Below are 17735 nucleotides of genomic sequence, written 5' to 3'. Positions count from 1 at the left end.
CCAGAATAAAGGAGCATTCAGAATGAAACGGAAACCGCAGTTTTGGCTTGGTCGCATCATCGGGTTGTTGCTACTGGCGCCATTGGCCGTCTGGGCTGAATCCGGACAGTTCTATTTCCTGGCGCAAACCGCCCCGGTCGGTTCGCTGTCCGCGCCCGGGCAAAACCAGCAAGGTGTTTACCTTCGCTGGGATGCACTTGAAGGCAAACTCCCCGCGGACGTCGAGCAATTGCGACTGCAGCGTGACGGTGAGGTGTTGCTGGAAGTGGGCGCAGACGAGGTGATGCCGGAAAACGATATTGCGACTCTGTACCAGGGGGCTACCCAGCAGCGTCGATTGCTGGAAACGGTGACCCAGTTACAGGAAGCCCGGGCCAGCGCCGGCCAGAGCTTCAGCGCCACTATTTTCGCCGGCCTGGTGCATGATCGACTGGTCAGCGACACCGGGGCCGATACCAACTGGGCCTTCCTCGCCTCGCGCAGTGACTTTAATATTGCCCGGGCGCGCTATCGCGGTTATTTCGACCAGCCCGGCCGTGGCGAGTTTACCTACGAACTGCTGGCGGTTGACCCGGAAGGGGTCACGGCGCGCCTGGGACGAGCCGTGGTCGATACCACCAGCCCCCGACAGGTGCAGGCGCCGGATCGTTTTGAACAGATATCCCAGGCGCGCTGCGACGCACCGGAATACGCCAAGGATCACTACACCGTCACACTCGACTGGAGTGCTCCTGGGGCCGACCTGGTAACCGACCGGCTGGCTTCCCAGTTGTTCGTCAGTGGTTACGACCTGTACCGAACCACCGACAACCTCGACCCCAGCGTCGACGAGGCACCCACCCGGAATATCGCCGAGCTGGCAAAAGCGGCCGATCATGACAGTCGCGGCCAGGTGCAAATCGATGGATTGGAAAAGGTCAACGATGTCCTGCTGACGCTGTCACCGGATGACAATGAGCAGGTTCCGGAATGGCTGGAGACGCATGAGGATTTGCGCAACGCCGGGCTGGAGCCGGGGGATCACCGCGCCTATTATCTGGTGCCGCGCGACTTCACCGGGCACTACGGTCCGACCATAGGCACTATGGTGACCGTGCCCAACCTGACCCGCCCCGCCCGGCCCTGGGATGTTCGGGTGTTCGCCGACAACTCACCGGAAGATCCGGACAAAAACATAGCCCTCAGCTTCGACCGGGTCACGCTGCGTAACTATCTCGACCTCTACGAGGACAACTACCGGATCTGTAATCGCGCCGAGGCCGCCCAAACCGGCGTATTGAACTACGTCGGCAAGAACGAAAGCTGTCAGGAGGATACCCAGCGCAGCCTGAGACTGGACGTCACCGACTACAAAATATACCGGTTCGGGTCGTTCGAAGCCGCCAGTCAGTTCCGTGACAGCGATGGCGACGGCGTGGCCGACGCCGATGAACGTGACCCGGATTACCCGGGCCGGCAGTGCGATCCGGACGTTCAACCGGCCAGTGCCGAATCGGCCCTGGTTGAGACCACCGACACCAACCCCAGCATCGAAACCCTGCCCAATTCCGGACGCGAGCGGGTGCGCTTTCGCGATACGGTTCCGGCCAGCGAAACCAACCGGGAAACCGGCCGGGTGTTCTGGTACCGCCTGGCGGCACAAACGGCCGACAAGCGTCTGAGCCTGCTGACCTCGCCGCAACGCGCCCTGTTTCCGGAGCGGGAGCTGCCGGATAAACCGCTGCTGACCGCCGAGCGCAGTAACGACTATTTGTGTGGCTGTACCATTGAGTCGACTGTGACGACCGATCCCTGGGACTACATAGACGACCTGAAACAACCGGGTACGACCGCGCTCAGTTGTGATGGCCAGGTCTTCAGTTCACAGGAGCCCGATGCGCTGCAGTCGGGTGGCCAATTGTGTGGAGACTCAAAGGTGTCGCTCTATTGTGACGGTGCCGCTAACCAGGCACTCGGCTTTACCTCGGAGAGGTCAGCCCGGATCGGTGGTTTTTCGTGCCAGGCCGAGTTGCCGGTGGGCGTTGATATCTGCCAAAGCGGCCAGGTTCGGCTGAAGCCTGATTACTGCGAAGCCCGGACGGAACTGGAGGGTCTGGGTTCCGTGATCGCCGGGAATTTGGAACTGACACTAGTCGCTCCCGATGCAGACAGCTGTGTATCGCTGTTCCGCGATGTCGATGGCAGTCAGACCCGGGTAGTGACCAGTTGCGGTACCGATGTTCCCGGTCAGATCGAGTACACGGCCGATAAGGGTCTGTTCTGCGGCTACGCGGTAACGCACGACGGGAACAACAACGTCTCTTTGCCCACAGAAGTCCCCTGCACCCTGATCCGGCCCGAGGGCCAGAAAGCGCCCGGCACGCCGCAAACCGTATCGGTCGATACGACAGATACGACGGCCGATGTGCGCTGGCGTCTGCCGGTTGAACCCGTCGCCGCCACACTGATCGAATTTCGGCATACCGATGCCGATGGAGAGCGCAATGTCACTCTGACCAGCGTACCCGCAGCGGGGTTGGGCTCGGGAGAAGTACAGCAGCACCTGGAAAGCATATCGCCCCTGTCGGGTGCCGAAGATGAGTGGTGTATTCGGCTGAAGGCGGTTTCACCCGCTACCGTTGACAGCGACAGTCAGGCTTCCTCGTGGAGTGCGCCGCGGTGTGTGACCCGGTCCGGCTCACCGGCAGCACCACCGGAGTATCTGCCCTGGCCCAAACAGACTGCCGTACCGCAGGGCTCCGACCTCAACGCCCGCCTGGGCATCGAGTTCATGTTGACCGACCGGACCGGGCCGGAAATCTTCAATATCATGGTCGATCTGACGGAGGTCGAAGACCTGGAAACCAGCTGTTTTATCCAGGACTACAATCCAATCGAGGAGACCTACAAACAGTTTCCTGAATTTCAATGTTCCCCGACTGGCAAGGGCCGGGTAAAAGCCGCGATCGATCCACATCTGAATTTCGTAGTCTATCGTCAGGGTCGTGCGCCGGACGGGACCCTGGAAGACTGGATTCAGGTCTCACCCCTGATCGACTTCGTGCACTGGGATTCGATCCCCATCGACGACAAGCTGCAAGTAAGCACTCAACTGAATGATCCCTACATCAAGCTCTATGATCAATTGGGACAGTTTGATCTTTGGGGAGCCGCTTTTATCGATCGATACCCCTACATCGGTGGTCATGAGTATCGCTACCAGTTCCTGTATTTCACAGAAGATCATCGCCTGAGTCGTTGGCGGCAAACCAACTGGCTGGTCGCTGACCCGGTGGATTACCTGTCTGCGCTTCAACAACAGCAGGAGGCCGAGCAATGAGTATGACGCAGTGCAACCGAATGCTGTTGGCCCTGACGACACTTTGGGCCGTGAACGTGAACGCCAGCGCCCTGTTCGATGGCAGCAACGCCAATCTCTGGCTGGTCGACGACCAGGCGCGGCAGTTGACCGGCTACACGGCCGGGAGCTGGCTCAGCCAATTCAGTGAGGATGTTTATTCACTGGACTCTGGCCAGCAAGCCCTGGTCAATGAAGTGCCGGGCAGTTCATTGCCGTTGAGCCCCGGCATGCCCTGGCTCAGCCTGGCGGGTCTGGGTGCAGCCGACTACAACGTCGACACTCCCGAAGGGCAGCCGATGTTGAAGCTGGAGCCTGCCGACGGTGAGTACACCTCGACCATCGCGGTGGAAATCTTCGTCGCCACAGGCGAAATAGAACAGGGGCCAGTCGACCTTACCTGGCAGGTCGACAGCGCACCGGAGCAAACCCGGTCGCTGTCTGCAGACGACCTGGAAGCCGCTGACGCCGAGATCCAGAACGGTTACTGGCAGTATAAGTTCCACCTGGTGCGTGATGGCTCTTACAGTATCAGTGCCCGACTGAACGCCAGTGACGGCACCTTCATGACCTCGGCATCCCGCAGTTTGAACCTGACAACCGACCACGAGAATGGCTTCCGGAGGGATACAGACGGCGACGGCCTGCCGGATTTGATCGAAGCGGCGATCGGACTGGACCCACTCGGTGGCAATGACTGGCAGCACGACAGCAACGACGACGGCTGGTCGGATTTTGACGTCTGGTTGCGCGAAGGGGGTTCCTATACGCTGAACGCGGACGGTAAGCCAGTCGACAGCGATAACGATGGCTGGTCGGATTTTGACGAAGACCTGCGCGGCACCAACCCTGATGATCTGGCGCTTACCGCTTTGCTGGAAGGCAACGAGACGCTTGAAAGTGCCAGCTACCAGCAACGTCGACAGCGGTTCCTGGACTTCCCGGCGGCGACGCGCTTGTATGAAGTGGAACACGAGATAGACGGCACCCTGACGCCGGAGCCGCTGGCCGACCCGGTGAACTGGGCCTCGGTACGGGCCACCCGGTTGCACGGTGCCGTGCTCTACGATCGCGACGATCTGATCATCGAGGATGATCTCAAAGACGCCGAAATCCTGCCCGAAGACCTGACTGATCGTCGTATTGCCAGTCTGGCGACCAACCGGCTGAATGCCGATCAGGTACCGCTGATGCGGCTGCCAGCGGGTAATCCCGCCATCCTCAGCGCCGGGCAGCGCTTCGAAGGCGATGAGAACAAAGACGCCTACACCCAAATCTACAAGGGCTGGTTACCCGGGATTGAAGACGTCAGTCCGGTGACTTTCCTTGAGGACGAGGGTGTGGGCACCTGGAACACCGTCGGGGAATGGAAAACCGCATTTACCGATTACCTGAAAGAACAGCTCCTACAGCCACTGACGCCCGAGTTGACGGCACAATCGACGGTTACTCTGGCCATTCTCGAAGCGGCACTCAGCCAGGAAGCCCGGTTGCGCAATCAGTCCACTCCACAACTGTTCGCCAACGACGCCTATCCGGTATCCCGTTCTGTGCTGGAGGCGATCGGGCGTTACTGGCGGGCCCAAACTCCCGGGGAGTATCAGTGGCAGGCACTGCATCAACGGATAGCCGCCAACCAGTTGGAGGGCGACCTGTTACAGAGCTTGTCGGCAGACATGTCTGCCCGGTTGGCCGCACCGGAAGCAGGTCAGCGCAGCGACCGCGCCATTGTCGAGCCTTATCTTGCCCCCGACGCCGGTGACGGCCTCTACCGGGCCAGACTGTTGCTCCTGCCCGGTGCCAGCAGCCAGCTTGGTGATACCACGTTGCATCAGCCCGGCGACGACAGCGACGGCGACAACCTGACCAACCTGAGTGAGCTTGACGCCCCCTTGCATCGCGTCAGCCTGCCGTGGGTTGCCGATACCGATGGCGACACTATCGCCGACGCGGCCGACCCCTGTCCGGTTGACCCGCTCAATGGCTGCGACGGTGACTCCGATCTGCCCGAGATCACAGTCGCGGCGAGCATCACTGTGAACGAACCGGGTGTGGATGCCGGTATGGCCTTGCTGACACTGACGCTGAATCGCCCGGTGGATCGACCTGTACGCGTTTTCTATGAAACGCTCGAAGGCGGAGCCGAGGCCGGTCTGGATTTCGAGGCAATCGAGAACAGCGTGGTGATACCCGCCGGATCAAGAACAGCCACCATAGCGTTGCCCCTGCTGGCGGATGCCGAAGACGAGGCAGATGAGTCATTTCAACTGGTTGTTTCCAGGGTGGAAAACGCCGCCTTGACCGGGGACGGAGAAGTCGACGTGACGGTGCAAAACACCGTGGCGCAATCACCGCAGGCGCGTGTGGCAAACGCTGTGCTGAGCATTCCGGAACGTGAGCCAGTATGGCTTGACGCATCGCCGAGTACTGATCCGGCCGGGTTTTTGCTCGACTTTCTGTGGTCGCAGACCGGCGGCTCTTCGGATGGCATTGGACTTGTTGACACCGACCAGGCTGTGGCCAACTTCGACGCGCCGGAAGTGACGGCTGAACGCACCGTTAATTTTGAGGTGGAGGTCGCCAATGAAGCAGGCCTGACCGCTACCGGGACCGTTGCCGTAACGATTCTGCCGGTCGAGGACCCGCCCGAAGTGACCGGAGAGCCCCAATTCAACGCCGTTCAGGGTCAGCCGCTGAGCATCACGCATGAAACCCTGCTGCAAAACGTGCGCGAGCCGGACGGCCAGGATCTGAGCGTCGACGGTATCGCCAGCCGGCCGCTGGGACAGCTGATGCCGGTAGACGCCGGGTTCGTGTATTACGCGCCCCTGGGTGAGCGTTCACTCGCGGATCCGGGCGCCGGATTCCTGTCCCGGGTGAGCGAGAACCTGGCACTTTACTTCGACAGGGCAACAACCGGAATGCCGGTCGTGGCCTATCGGGCCGAATCGCGGAAGACCGAATGGCTGGTCGACATTGAAGCCGACGCGGTTACCGGCATCCTGAGTGAACCTGGCCAGAATCTGGCCTATTTCCACGACCAGAATGATGGCCAGCTTTACCAGTGGCACCCGGAACAGGGGTTGCAGCAAACAGCCTATAATTTGCCCTTCCCGAGGTCAGTCGTTGATGGCATCAACGGCGATCTCTATACCTGCGATGCCAATGATTCGGGCGAGTGGATGCACCTCGATCGTGACACCCTGATAGCGAGCCCGGCAGGCGTTGCCTGTGCCGATACCGACGCAGTGCTGGGGGCCGTTGCGGACGACCGATTCTGCGTTGCTCAGACGCATCAGCTGTATTGCACCGATGGCGCTGGCAACCTGAACGTCACAGCGTCATTTGATGCGAACGCCCGTATTCGCAGCCTGGATGCCGTGGGTAACCAGTTGCTGGTCTCCTTGTCCGGTATGCCTGACGGCAGCGGTGGAATCGACTATCAGGTCCAACTGATTCAGCCTGACGATAGCCGTGACCCGCTGATCAACATAGCGACCAGTGCCGATTTCGAACCCGCTGTGCTGGCACTGGAAGACGGCAGTCGTCTGCTGATGCTGAGCGACGGGACCGAGGCCCGGCTTTGGCGCTGGAGTGGCCAGGCCGGTGACCGGGCGACGTCGGTCGGTCTGGTTTCAGTGCAAGTGGGCGCCAGTCAGGTTGGTGACCTGGTCCGGTTTAACGACAGGGTTTACTGGCTACACCCCGCTCCCAAGGATCTGCAGGTATTGGAAACCCTCGATCCGGACACCGGTGAGCTGACCTTAGTTGACAGCGTGCCGGGGCGCAGTGATATTCCGATGGAGTTGCAGACCGCCCATGAACGACTGCACTGGCTGACCGCACCGGCCTCCGGCAGTCTGGACGTCTGCGACCTGACGCGTCTTGAGCGCGACGAATCCACCATCACACCGGTGGTTGAGGATGTTAGCTGCGTGATGCCTCTGACCCTTGGTCAGGAGATCCTTGGCACCCGCACTGCAGGCTCGCGCGGCGACGAAATCTGGCAGTATGATGGCCTGGTAGCAGGCGCCGGGAAAACTGGATTCGAGGTGGACGTCAGCGACACCCAGGGGAACAGCGTCGAGCTGACCGGGTTGATTACGATCACCGCGCCCTGAGGCGCGGTTGTTTGGGTCTGCCAGTCTGACAAAAAAAGGCGACCACAAGGGTCGCCAAAAGCGTGCTACGAGGTTGCACTGAAAAAGGTTAACCGGCGGTGCTGTCTGCGCCGGTCAGGTTGCGTATCAGGTCGACTTCCTCTTGCCGATACGGCGAGCCGTCCTGACGAAATATCTCGTGGAACCAGAGCGGCGGCTCCTGCTGCCCCGGCTGTGCTTCCCAGGGAAACTGAGTTTGGGTCTTGCCGGCGACAAAGCCCCAGTTCAACGCGCCGATGTTGTGTTCTTTAAAGTAGGGCAAGTGTGTGTCGAACCGGCAATCGGCAGGACGAGCCATGTATTCGGTACACAGCAGCGGGCGATCCAGATTTTTTAATTGATCGACAATGGCTCGTGTGACATCCAAAGTTTCGTAGTTGTGAAAACTGATGATGTCTGCATTGGCCAGATGACAGTCATTGATCGTCTTGAATCCGTCAGTCCAGCGAAACGGGGCGGTGGTGAGCGGTTGCATCGGGTTTACCGCTCTTGCCCATTGATAGGCCGCTTCCAACAGTCCCAGCGAGTTGCCGAGCAAACCTTCATTGCCGGGCTCGTTGTACAAGTCCCAGCCGAATATCCGGGTGTCGTCCTTAAAGTGCTGCATGACGCCTTGTACATAGTCTTTCAATCTTGGCCAGACGTCGGGGTTGATGACATGCCGGGCGCCGGGCGATTGCAACCACTGGGAGTTGTGAATGCCGGGTCTGGGCTCCGGTTGTGCGCCCGCAAAGGCGTAGTTGTTCCAGCAGTCGTCGAAAAATACGAACAGAATGTTGATGCCACGAACGTCAGCCATGGTCAGAAACTGATTCATGCGACTGAGCAAACCTGACGCGTCGGTTTTCCAGGCCAGGTCGTGCAAGTAAACGCGTAGCAGGTTAAAACCAAGGCTGCTGGCCAGTTCCAGTTCCCGCTCCAGAGTCGGGACATCAAAACTGTCGGCTTGCCAGAACTCGAGCTGATTGCAAGCGGTACTGGGTGTGAAGTTGCAGCCAACGGGCCAGCCATGGCGTTCAGTCCATTGCCAGGCGGCTTGAGGGCTCCATCGGTTTGACATGATTCGGTTCCTGTTGAAGGGGCGGGGCCTGCCGGGCCCCGCGTGTTGGGTTTACAGCAAGCGGTTGATTTCGCGCTCAGCGTCGGAAAGGGCTTTTTCGATGTCTTTGCCTTGCAGCCAGACGGATTGCAGTTCTCGATTCAGCACGTCCTGAATGGCGCTGTAGCGAACCGCCGGTGGGTTGTCTCGCGCGATGTTGACGGTGTTGTTGTATTCATCGCGATGCGCCAGGTTCTGGTACTCAGCCGAGTCGAGTACCGATTGGCGAATGGCCAGGTGGCCGGTGCGTGCCCAGTCGACATTGTGGTCATTCAACCAGGCTAGAAAATCGAGCGCGGCTTCGTATTTTTCGGGGTCGTTTTTCAACGTGACTGGAAGAGCCCAAATGTGGCTATCGGCCCAGGTTGCTGGCTGGTCAAACAATTGCGGGTAGTCGGCAACGTAATAGGATTGCAGGGCTGAGTCGGCATTGGCCGTTTCACTGTCGTAAAAATCGACCATCCAGGTGCCATTGATCTGGATTGCGGCTTCACCGGCAAGAAAAGCTTGCTGGCTGTCACTGTAGTTCAGGTTGGGGTCGGCATAGCCGGCATCGAACAGGCCAACAATGGTCTCCACTGCTTGCTTTGCTTCGGGCGTATTGACGGTAGCGGTATCGCCGTCAAAGACATTGCTGTTTTGCTGCCACAACATCGCCAGCACCATCCGAACGCCAATGGGGAACTGGGCAAAATCGGCGGTCAGGTAGTCTTTGCCGGTCGCGTCTTTGACCTGTTTGGCATGAGCCATCAATTCATCAGCGGAGGTCGGCAGAATCGGTTCGCCGGCGTCATTGACCAGGCCCGCCTGATCAAGAATATCCAGATTGATGTGCCAGAGGTTGGCGTGCATATCCATGGGCACTGCATACAGTTGGCCGTCGTAGGTGACTGCATCGCGCGCACGGTCGACCCAGTCGTCGGGGTTGATGCCGGCGGCTCGCAGGTCGGCTTCCGGCAATGGCAGCAGCGCGCCGAGTGAAGCGAATTCGGCCACAGAGGATTTGTGCATGACGTGTACATCCGGTGCGCTGTTACCCGCATACATGGCCTTCAACTGATCGTAGTAATTGCCCCAGTCGGTCGGCAGCGTTTCAATCGTTACGCCGTTGTCTTCTGCCGAGTAGGCGTTGATGATCGTCTGGATGATGCAGGCCTCGCCCACGGCGGTGCTGACATCGGTGCCTGCATTGTCACAGTCGCCAAAGAACCGGGCCAGCTCCAGTTCGGTGTCGGCCTGCGCTCCGGTGGCCGTGACACACAAGGCCAGTGCACTGGCGGTTAGTGTTTTGGTCAGTTTCATGGTTTTCTCCTGCTGTTGTTGTTTTTGCTTTTTCATGTGCTGCGGGTCTTGCTGGTTGTGGAAAGCCGAATGGGCATTCCGGTTTTGTTGTGCGCCAAAGAAGTGGCTATTTGTCGGTAGACAACGCGATGCCGCGCAAAATGTATTTCTGAAAAATCAGGAACAGAATGATGACTGGCAACGACGCCAGTACCCCCGAAGCCATCAGTTGGCCAAGCCCCTGTGACTGCGCGAAATTACCCTGTATTTTCGCCAGACCGACAGTAATGGTGAAAAAGTCGGTACGCTGAGCAGACACCAATGGCCACAGGTAATCGTTCCAGGAATAGAGGAAGGTGATGATCGCCAGGGTCATCATCATCGGTTTAGCCAGCGGCAGCATGATCGACCAGAATATGCGCCCGTGACCGCAGCCTTCGAGCCGGGCTGCTTCTTCCAGTGAATCGGGAATGTCCTTGAAGAACTGTGTCATCAGAAACACGCCGATGGGCAGTGCAACGCGGGGCAGTGCCAGGGTCGGTAAACTGTTGTGCGCGTTCCAGTCGGCGAACATGACATAGAGCGGGATAAACACCACTTGCTCCGGCACCATCAAGCCGGCGAGCACTAGTGGATACACAATGCTGCGTCCGGTGAAGCGAATGCGGGCAAAGGCGTAACCGGCCATGGTCGATGTCACCAGCACCAGAAAGGTGGAACCGCCGGCAACGAGCATGGAGTTCAGAAACCAGCGCGGTGTATCACCGATGGACAGAATGGCTTGAAAATTATCGAGCGTGAACGGCACGGGAACCAGCCCGAGAAACGTATTCGCGGTGGTGCGACTGAGCAGGTCGTTGGGCTGCAACGACAACGACACCATCCACACTACCGGGATCAGCCAGACTACAGCAGCCAGAGTAACAACGATGACCACCCAGCGAGGCAAGGCGTGCTGATTCATGTTAGGACTCCTGCCGTTTGGTGACCCAGAACTGGATCAGCGAAAATAACATCATGAAGGCGAACAGAACGGTCGCCATCGCGGACGCATAGCCCACTTCCGAATCCCGAAAGGCGGTCTGGTAGATATACCGGACCCAGACGTTGGTCGCATCACCAGGGCCACCCTGGGTCATCAGTTGCGACTGCCCGAATACCTGGAAGTGCAAAACGATTTGCATGATCATCACAAACTGCACGGTGCGAATGATCGACGGCACAATGATCTGGACGATCTTGCGCCAGCCTTCGGCACCGTCGAGCGTGGCGGCCTCCAGTCGTTCACCGGGAATTTGTTGCAAGCCCGCCAGAAACAGAATCAGCGCAAAGCCTACTGACCACCAGACCGTTGCAGCGACGATAGCGCCCATGGCGAGTTGGTCATCGGTCAGCCAGTTGGGGGACTCGATTCCGAACGGGGCGAGCAGGTTAGCGATGAAGCCGTTGCGAGCGCCATACACAAGTTGCCAGATCAGAGTGACCACGGTTACCGAGAGAATCTGCGAGAAGAAAAACACACTGCGCAAGGTGGCTGCCCAGCGACCTTCACGGTTCAACGCGATCGCCAGCAGCAGGGCAACGGCCGTCGTCACTGGAACGACCCAGGCGACGAACACCAGGGTGTTGCGCACCACGATCCAGAAGCGGGTGTCGTACCAGTCGCCGGTCAGGCCAAGCAGCACAACCGTCGTGAACAAGGCAATGGCAGCGATAAAGTGATGGCTTATCCCGGCGGTCGCCTGGCTGCGAAGCGTCCTGACATACAGCGCTATGATCAGCGCAGTGACGACCAACCGAAATGGCCACAGGGGTTGCAGTGACCAGCCCAGGTTATCGGCACCCATCAACCGGATGTAATTACCCGCACCTATGAACTCCTTGGCGGCAGGGTTAAACGTTACCGCCAGCAAGTTCCACTCATGCATGCTCATCCAGAAACCCTGGAAAAAGGGCCACAGAAGAAGCGGTACGAACGCAATCAGATACGGCAGGATGAATGCCCAGCCGGAAAAATTATCACTCTGTAAAAACGAACTCAGACGCATCGCGCTTGCCTTTGTTGTTGTTTTTTTAAAATAATGCGCTTCAATAAGGGATCAGGCAATATGCCGATGGAAACCTTTATAGATTTCTAACCTATTGTTTTATATGAATTTATATAGAATTTAACTTCCCGGAAACCGGCAGGCACCCTGAATAAAGGTATTGAATAAATGGAAACAAAAGCCAGGCGAGAGTCGGATCCCACTCATGTCTCGCCGACACTGGTACTCAAGTCCGACGATCGGCGTGACCTTATAACGATCAAGGCACTGGCCAGCGAGACACGGGTACGCATCCTGAGTGAGCTTGCTGAAGGCCTGCACAGCGTGGGCGACCTGTCACGGTCTCTGGGGTTGCCACTGTCGACCGTGTCGCAGCATGTAAAAAAGCTGGAGAACTGCGGGCTGGTGCACATTGAAGACAAGCCCGGCGAGCGCGGCATACAGCGGATCTGCCAGCGGGTGTATGACCGGATTGTCATCGATATGCCGACGCATTCCGTGCCCAGCCACGAACACCCGATCTGGGAATTCAGCTGGCCGGTGGGCGCCTATTCAGACGCCAGCGTAACCCCGACCTGCGGGCTGACTAGTGAGCATGGTTTGATCGGGCTGACCGATGACCCAAGCTCTTTTTACGAGCCTGATCACCCCAGTGCCCAGTTGGTCTGGTTTAAATCGGGATACCTGGAGTACCGAATACCCAATCGACTGCCGCAATCGGTGGCGCCCAGAAACCTCTGGCTGACCATGGAAATCTGTTCCGAAGCACCTATGTACCATCCTGACTGGCCGTCAGACATCACTCTCTGGATCAACGGTGTGGAACTGGGTAGTTGGACCTCACCGGCGGACTTTGGTGACCAGCGCGGCCTGTTGAACCCCAGCTGGTGGGAAGACCGCAACACTCAGCACGGCTTGCTCAAAGGCTGGCGCGTAACCGAGCGAGGGAGTTTTATCGACGGTATTCGATTGTCGGACGTGACCTGCGATGATTTGAAACTGATGGACAACCGCTTTATCAGCATCCGCATCGGGGTCAAAGAGGATGCACGGCATGTCGGCGGGATAAATCTGTTCGGGCAGAAGTTCGGGAATTACGAGCAGGATATTGTGTTGCGGGTAGAGTACATTTAAAGCCCGCCGAGTACACATCACAATAAACCGGCACTATGCCTGCCGATGGTTTACGTCAGTCGACATGTGCAGGTAACCCGGGATCGATTCGCGATACTCCTTGTGTTTTAGAATGGCTAGAAATGCTTGTACCTTTTCTGACCGGTGCAGATCACCATGGGCTACGATCCAACTGGGTATCTCCCATGAAGTGTCGGGCAGCACAGGCTTGAGTGTTGCTGCTTACTTCCGGTTGGATAGACAGAACAGATAATGCTTCGTTTTGAACAAAAAAGGGTTTCGTTATGGATCTCTCATTTTCTGTCACTTTGTCCATAGCCTGAAAAAGGAGTGTCATTCATTGACTGCATCGACGTTCCGGTGACCGGCCGTGTCTTTTAGCCCTCCCTGGTTGTGAGTGCAATCCGTTTGGGGTTTTTCCGGGTCGTATTGGAAGGCAATCAACTCGCTAACCCATTTGCGATGTGCTCATATCCTGTTAGTTTAAGAGTGTAAGAGAGGCATAACGGCGGTGGGTGAGCATGCAGCAGATGATCTTAGATGGCCTGGTTGCCTGGGCAGGACCTGCAGGGCTGTCACTGTTGGCCATCGTGTTCGGGTTTGGACTTTATAAGCTGGTTGTTTTCCTGGTTGTCCGGTACACCAGGCCCAACTCCGTAACACGTATCTTCTTCGATGCCTCGGCCCGGGCGCTGAGTGTGGTCTTATGCCTGGTTGCGTTAAATAGCGTTTTGCATACGGTGCCTCAGGACTTGCCGCTCCTGTTCCCTGTTCAGCGTATTACGGTACTGCTGATGGTCATGTCGATCACCTGGGCTGCGGTGGGGTTTACCTCGGCGATCGGCGAGGTGATCGTCAAGCTGAACCCGGCCTTTGAAGATGAGTGGAAGCGAGCTCGCAAGGTTGAAACGCAGACTCGCTTTCTGGTCAGGTGCCTGAACGTCGTAATTGTGCTGATCGGCGCCGGTGTCGCGCTGATGACCTTTGAGTCGGTTAACCAGATTGGTACCAGTCTGCTTGCCTCGGCCGGGGTGGGTGGTGTAATTCTTGGTTTCGCGGCACGCCCGGTACTGAGCAATCTTTTGGCGGGCATGCAGATTGCGCTGACTCAGCCTTTCCGGATTGATGACGTTCTGTTTGTGGAAGACCAGTGGTGCTGGGTTGAAGAAGTAACGGCAACCTATGTGGTACTGAGAGTATGGGACCTTCGCCGGCTGGTGGTTCCGTTGCAGTGGTTTATCGAAAACCCCTTCCAGAACTGGTCAAGACACAGCACAGAACTGATCGGTAGCGCCATGATCTGGGTCGACTATGGCATGCCTGTGGAGTCACTGCGTGAGGAGTTTACCCGCCTGTTGCAAGAGACCCCGCTCTGGAATGGTGTAACCGGAACGGTTCAGGTAGTGGAAGCCGGTGAAAAAGGCATTCAGATCCGGTTTTTGATGAGTGCCAAAAGTTCTAACGCACTGTGGGATCTCCGGTGTTTCATGCGAGAAAGTATGATCAGTTTCGTTCAGAAACAGTACCCTGAATATCTGCCCAGGTATCGGGGGGAATTGTTGAACAATGAAAACGCTGACTCTTAAAGATAACGCCGGGTCATTTGACGTTACCCTTTACCCGTCTGATGCCGAGTACGGCATCATGTTGTTTGCGGTAGGATCAGGTGGAAGCCCAGCTCGTCACGAGGGTTTGCTGTCTTTTCTGGCCAGCGCCGGGCACACCGTGGTTGCACCTCATTTTGAACGGTTGACCTCAGCGCACCCTTCGGCAAGCGATTTGAAGGTTCGCGCTCGGCGGCTAAGCCTTGCACTGGATGAGTTCGCTCCGTTTGGTTTACCGGTGGCGGGTGTCGGACACTCAATCGGAGCGTCTGTTTTGTTGGGGCTCGCAGGTGGGCATATGTGGCTCGGCCCTGACAAGCGCGTAGCTATTATTCCGGATTCCCGACTCGCACGGCTTGTACTTCTGGCGCCCCCTACTGGGTTCTTTATGGCTCCGCAAGCACTGAGGTCGGTGCGGACACCCGTTCTGGCCTGGTCCGGGACTAAGGATGCCCTGACTCCGCCAGACCAGGTCAATCTGCTGAGACACGCCATGAACGTTGACACGCCACTTGAGGTGCGGGTTACGGAAGGAGCCGGTCACTTTTCGTTTATGAGTACTCCGCCACCGGGCTCCGCTGAACCATTGCTCGACAGGCAGTCATTTCTGGATGATTTGGCGAGAGGCATCCAAACCTTCCTCACCTGATAGAAAGCTTGTATGTTAGTGGTAGGGACGGCGCTAGCGTTCAAGATAATCCAGTTGCACGGGAGAAGGTATGTATAAGGGCCAATGTCTCTGTGGCAAAGTGTCGATAAATGTAAAGGGTCCAATTGACTCGATTATTCACTGCCATTGTTCGAAGTGCAGAAAGAGCAGCGGTACTGCGTATGCAACCAACGGGTTTATTCAGACAGCCGATCTGGAAATAACATCAGGCGAGGAACAGATCGCTCATTTTGAAACGTCACCTGGTAAGCGCCGGCATTTTTGCACCGTTTGTGCGTCACCGGTTTACAGCAGCAATGATCTGGCACCCGAACAGCTTCGACTGAGGCTCGGTATTTTGGATACCGACATAGTCGAGAGGCCGTCATCGCATATCTTTGTATCGTCACGCGCGAACTGGGACCGTTTCGATGAATCGCTGTCAATGTACGATGGGCATGAGCCTGGCCGTAACAAAGCGAAAGTGTAACTGGTTGGTTAAAGGCGGCTAATTGAGTCCGGAGACTATAGATGGACGCTGTATTGAATTTGCACTGTCATTGTGGTGCTGTTCACATCGCTATAGCTCGGTTGCCGGACAGGCTGATTCAATGCACATGTTCGATCTGCCAGCGGTATGGTTCACTTTGGGGACACCTGACCAGACAGGATGTGTCAGTCACTTGTTCTCAGGGTGCCGAAGTCAGTTACCGTTGGGGCGATAGAGTCATCGAGTTCTATCACTGTAATACGTGTGGTTGCGTCACTCATTATGAAGGGATTGAAAAAACAGATAGCGAACGGCTATCGGTTAATTTCCGCATGGCGCCACCAGCTGCGTATGAGGGTATTGAAATACGTGTTTTTGACGGTGCGGGTACCTGGACGTTTCTGGATCGTTAACCTGTCCCGGCTGTAGACTGGATGCCTGATAGGGCATAAGCCGACACAGCATGTATTAACTAACACACAGGTAAAAGTAAACAGGAATAAAGACAGGTGGGCATGGATAACAGGTTTTGGAGGTGTCGACATGTTGATCCCATCTGAAGTAGGGGTCACGGTGATCACGATCCTTGTTGTGGGGTTCGTCGTTGTTTTCCACTATGAGGTTGTACAGGTATTGAACCGTTTGGTGGTGCGTCGGGTGGGTCGCTCTGAAGGGTATGTCCGGGACAGACCTTTCATTTTAACGGTTATGTTCACTTTGTTGCTCGCACACGTGGTAGAGATATGGCTGTTCGGAGCTGCTTTTTATCTGTTGCTGAGCCACGGTGGGTATGGCGCCATCACCGGGTATGATGAGGTGTCGTTTCTCGATTGTGTTTATTTCTCCGCGGGTAACTTCACCACCTCCGGATGGGGTGATCTGGCGGCCAGGGGAGATATTCGGTTTCTCGCCGGCACCGAAGCATTGGTTGGTTTCATGGTGATCACCTGGTCGGCTTCATTTGGGTATCTGGTTATGGCCAGAACACTGCCTGGGGGTTCAGCCGAGTGAGTGAGGACCAATAGCAGAGTGACGCAAGTGTGAGTATAAGACCGTTTGTGCCCGGTGATTTCAGCGATATTGAACATATCTATTCTCTGTCCAAACTCGATGAACTTCGCTACGAGAAGGGCGTGTTTGACCTGCTGCCCCTGACGCGGGATGAACCCAGGAGAGAGGCACTGATGGCCTCCAGAATCTTTGTATATGATGAGGGCCGAATCAAGGGGTACAGCCTGTATGTAACAATGAGATTCGCGCACTCTTTGTGCACCCGAAACATCGGGGAAACGGCGTTGGAAAACGGTTATTGCAACACGCGATTTTGCTGGCCGGGCGAAACCCGACTCTCTATGTTGCCAGAAGTAATCAGCCTGCGGTCGGGCTGTATCAGAATCATGGGTTTGAGGTTACGCGGGAGTTTGAAGCGGATTATAATGGCCGGGCTGTTATGGCCAGTGAAATGGTTCGTCATTCAACGGCGAACCCGGTTGATTGATATTAAGGAGGCGTCAGCTATGAAAGGACGAGGGAGTAGGTTATTGCGGGCTGGCCGATCGCAGCGCGATGGATTTTTAGACAGTTATTATCCTGAATCCGTGATTTTATTGCATTAACTCATTTCTTCTCTGTAGACACTGTTAGTCATGCCAATAATACGATGTTAGTCTCCATTATTCTTGCCTTTCTGATATCTGCTCAGCATAAATAGCGCGTTAATATTTTCGTATTGCCATTTTATCTACAATTTCTTCTTTTCAAGCGAGTCTATTCTGCAGAACCTAGCCTGAGAAGAAGTTAATCATTCAATACCATTTTATTTAGCTACTCATAAGCTAATTTTTCATACACATGCTTAAAAGCATCCAGTGACCGGCAGCCTTTCCCGAATGATAAGTGAATTGAACGGGCTGTTTTAATGATACGTGCGGCA

General features: G+C 56.5%; 13 protein-coding genes. 9 read left to right on the top strand and 4 right to left on the bottom strand.

The features are described from left to right. Positions 1-22 precede the first annotated feature (22 nt). The gene (locus tag G565_RS0110110) at positions 23-3319 is read left to right on the top strand and encodes a hypothetical protein (protein WP_028670819.1); all 3297 of its coding nucleotides are present in this window, start codon (positions 23-25) and stop codon (positions 3317-3319) included. Further along, a complete protein-coding gene (locus G565_RS0110105; protein ID WP_028670818.1) occupies positions 3316-7458 on the top strand; it encodes a Calx-beta domain-containing protein in 4143 nt (1380 codons plus the stop codon). The genes G565_RS0110110 and G565_RS0110105 overlap by 4 nt, the downstream gene beginning before the upstream one ends. An 88-nt stretch (positions 7459-7546) precedes the next feature. Here G565_RS0110105 and G565_RS23720 read toward each other — a convergent pair whose 3' ends face one another. The 4 genes from G565_RS23720 to G565_RS0110085 form a co-directional block, all read right to left on the bottom strand. Continuing rightward, positions 7547-8557: a glycoside hydrolase 5 family protein gene (locus G565_RS23720; RefSeq protein ID WP_037338682.1), complete on the bottom strand. Its 1011-nt coding sequence runs from the start codon at positions 8555-8557 to the stop codon at positions 7547-7549. 51 nt (positions 8558-8608) lie between these two features. Next, entirely contained in the window at positions 8609-9898 is a 1290-nt protein-coding gene (locus tag G565_RS0110095; protein WP_037338711.1) for an extracellular solute-binding protein, read from the bottom strand. Positions 9899-10004: 106 nt separating this feature from the next. After that, on the bottom strand, positions 10005-10841 hold the full coding sequence (locus tag G565_RS0110090) for a carbohydrate ABC transporter permease (protein ID WP_028670816.1): 837 nt from the start codon (positions 10839-10841) through the stop codon (positions 10005-10007). A 1-nt stretch (position 10842) separates the two neighbouring features. Next, a complete protein-coding gene (locus tag G565_RS0110085) occupies positions 10843-11925 on the bottom strand; it encodes a carbohydrate ABC transporter permease (protein ID WP_028670815.1) in 1083 nt (360 codons plus the stop codon). A gap of 168 nt (positions 11926-12093) precedes the next feature. Between G565_RS0110085 and G565_RS0110080 the strand changes: the two genes are divergently transcribed. The 7 genes from G565_RS0110080 (at position 12094) to G565_RS27205 (ending at position 17300) form a co-directional block, all read left to right on the top strand. Further along, positions 12094-13059, top strand: coding sequence for an ArsR/SmtB family transcription factor (locus G565_RS0110080; protein ID WP_051207741.1), 966 nt, complete (start codon positions 12094-12096; stop codon positions 13057-13059). A 521-nt stretch (positions 13060-13580) separates the two neighbouring features. Further along, positions 13581-14645, top strand: a complete 1065-nt coding sequence (locus G565_RS0110075; protein WP_028670813.1) for a mechanosensitive ion channel family protein — start codon at positions 13581-13583, stop codon at positions 14643-14645. Then, a complete protein-coding gene (locus G565_RS0110070; protein ID WP_028670812.1) occupies positions 14626-15312 on the top strand; it encodes an alpha/beta hydrolase family protein in 687 nt (228 codons plus the stop codon). The genes G565_RS0110075 and G565_RS0110070 overlap by 20 nt, the downstream gene beginning before the upstream one ends. Positions 15313-15382: 70 nt before the next feature. Further along, positions 15383-15802 carry a GFA family protein gene (locus tag G565_RS26365; RefSeq protein ID WP_084649320.1) on the top strand — a complete coding sequence of 140 codons (420 nt, stop codon included), beginning with the start codon at positions 15383-15385 and terminating at the stop codon, positions 15800-15802. A gap of 41 nt (positions 15803-15843) precedes the next feature. Then, positions 15844-16215 (top strand): GFA family protein, encoded by a 372-nt coding sequence (locus G565_RS27865; protein ID WP_483826394.1) that lies wholly within the window; start codon positions 15844-15846, stop codon positions 16213-16215. 130 nt (positions 16216-16345) lie between these two features. Continuing rightward, positions 16346-16813: an ion channel gene (locus tag G565_RS0110065; protein WP_028670811.1), complete on the top strand. Its 468-nt coding sequence runs from the start codon at positions 16346-16348 to the stop codon at positions 16811-16813. Between the two features lie 241 nt (positions 16814-17054). Continuing rightward, positions 17055-17300, top strand: a complete 246-nt coding sequence (locus G565_RS27205) for a GNAT family N-acetyltransferase (RefSeq protein WP_425413973.1) — start codon at positions 17055-17057, stop codon at positions 17298-17300. Positions 17301-17735 lie beyond the last annotated feature (435 nt).

Source organism: Saccharospirillum impatiens DSM 12546, from assembly GCF_000423605.1.
GTDB lineage: Bacteria > Pseudomonadota > Gammaproteobacteria > Pseudomonadales > Natronospirillaceae > Saccharospirillum > Saccharospirillum impatiens.
Note: the sequence above shows the minus strand (reverse complement) of the source record. Positions and strands in the feature narration are given on the sequence as shown.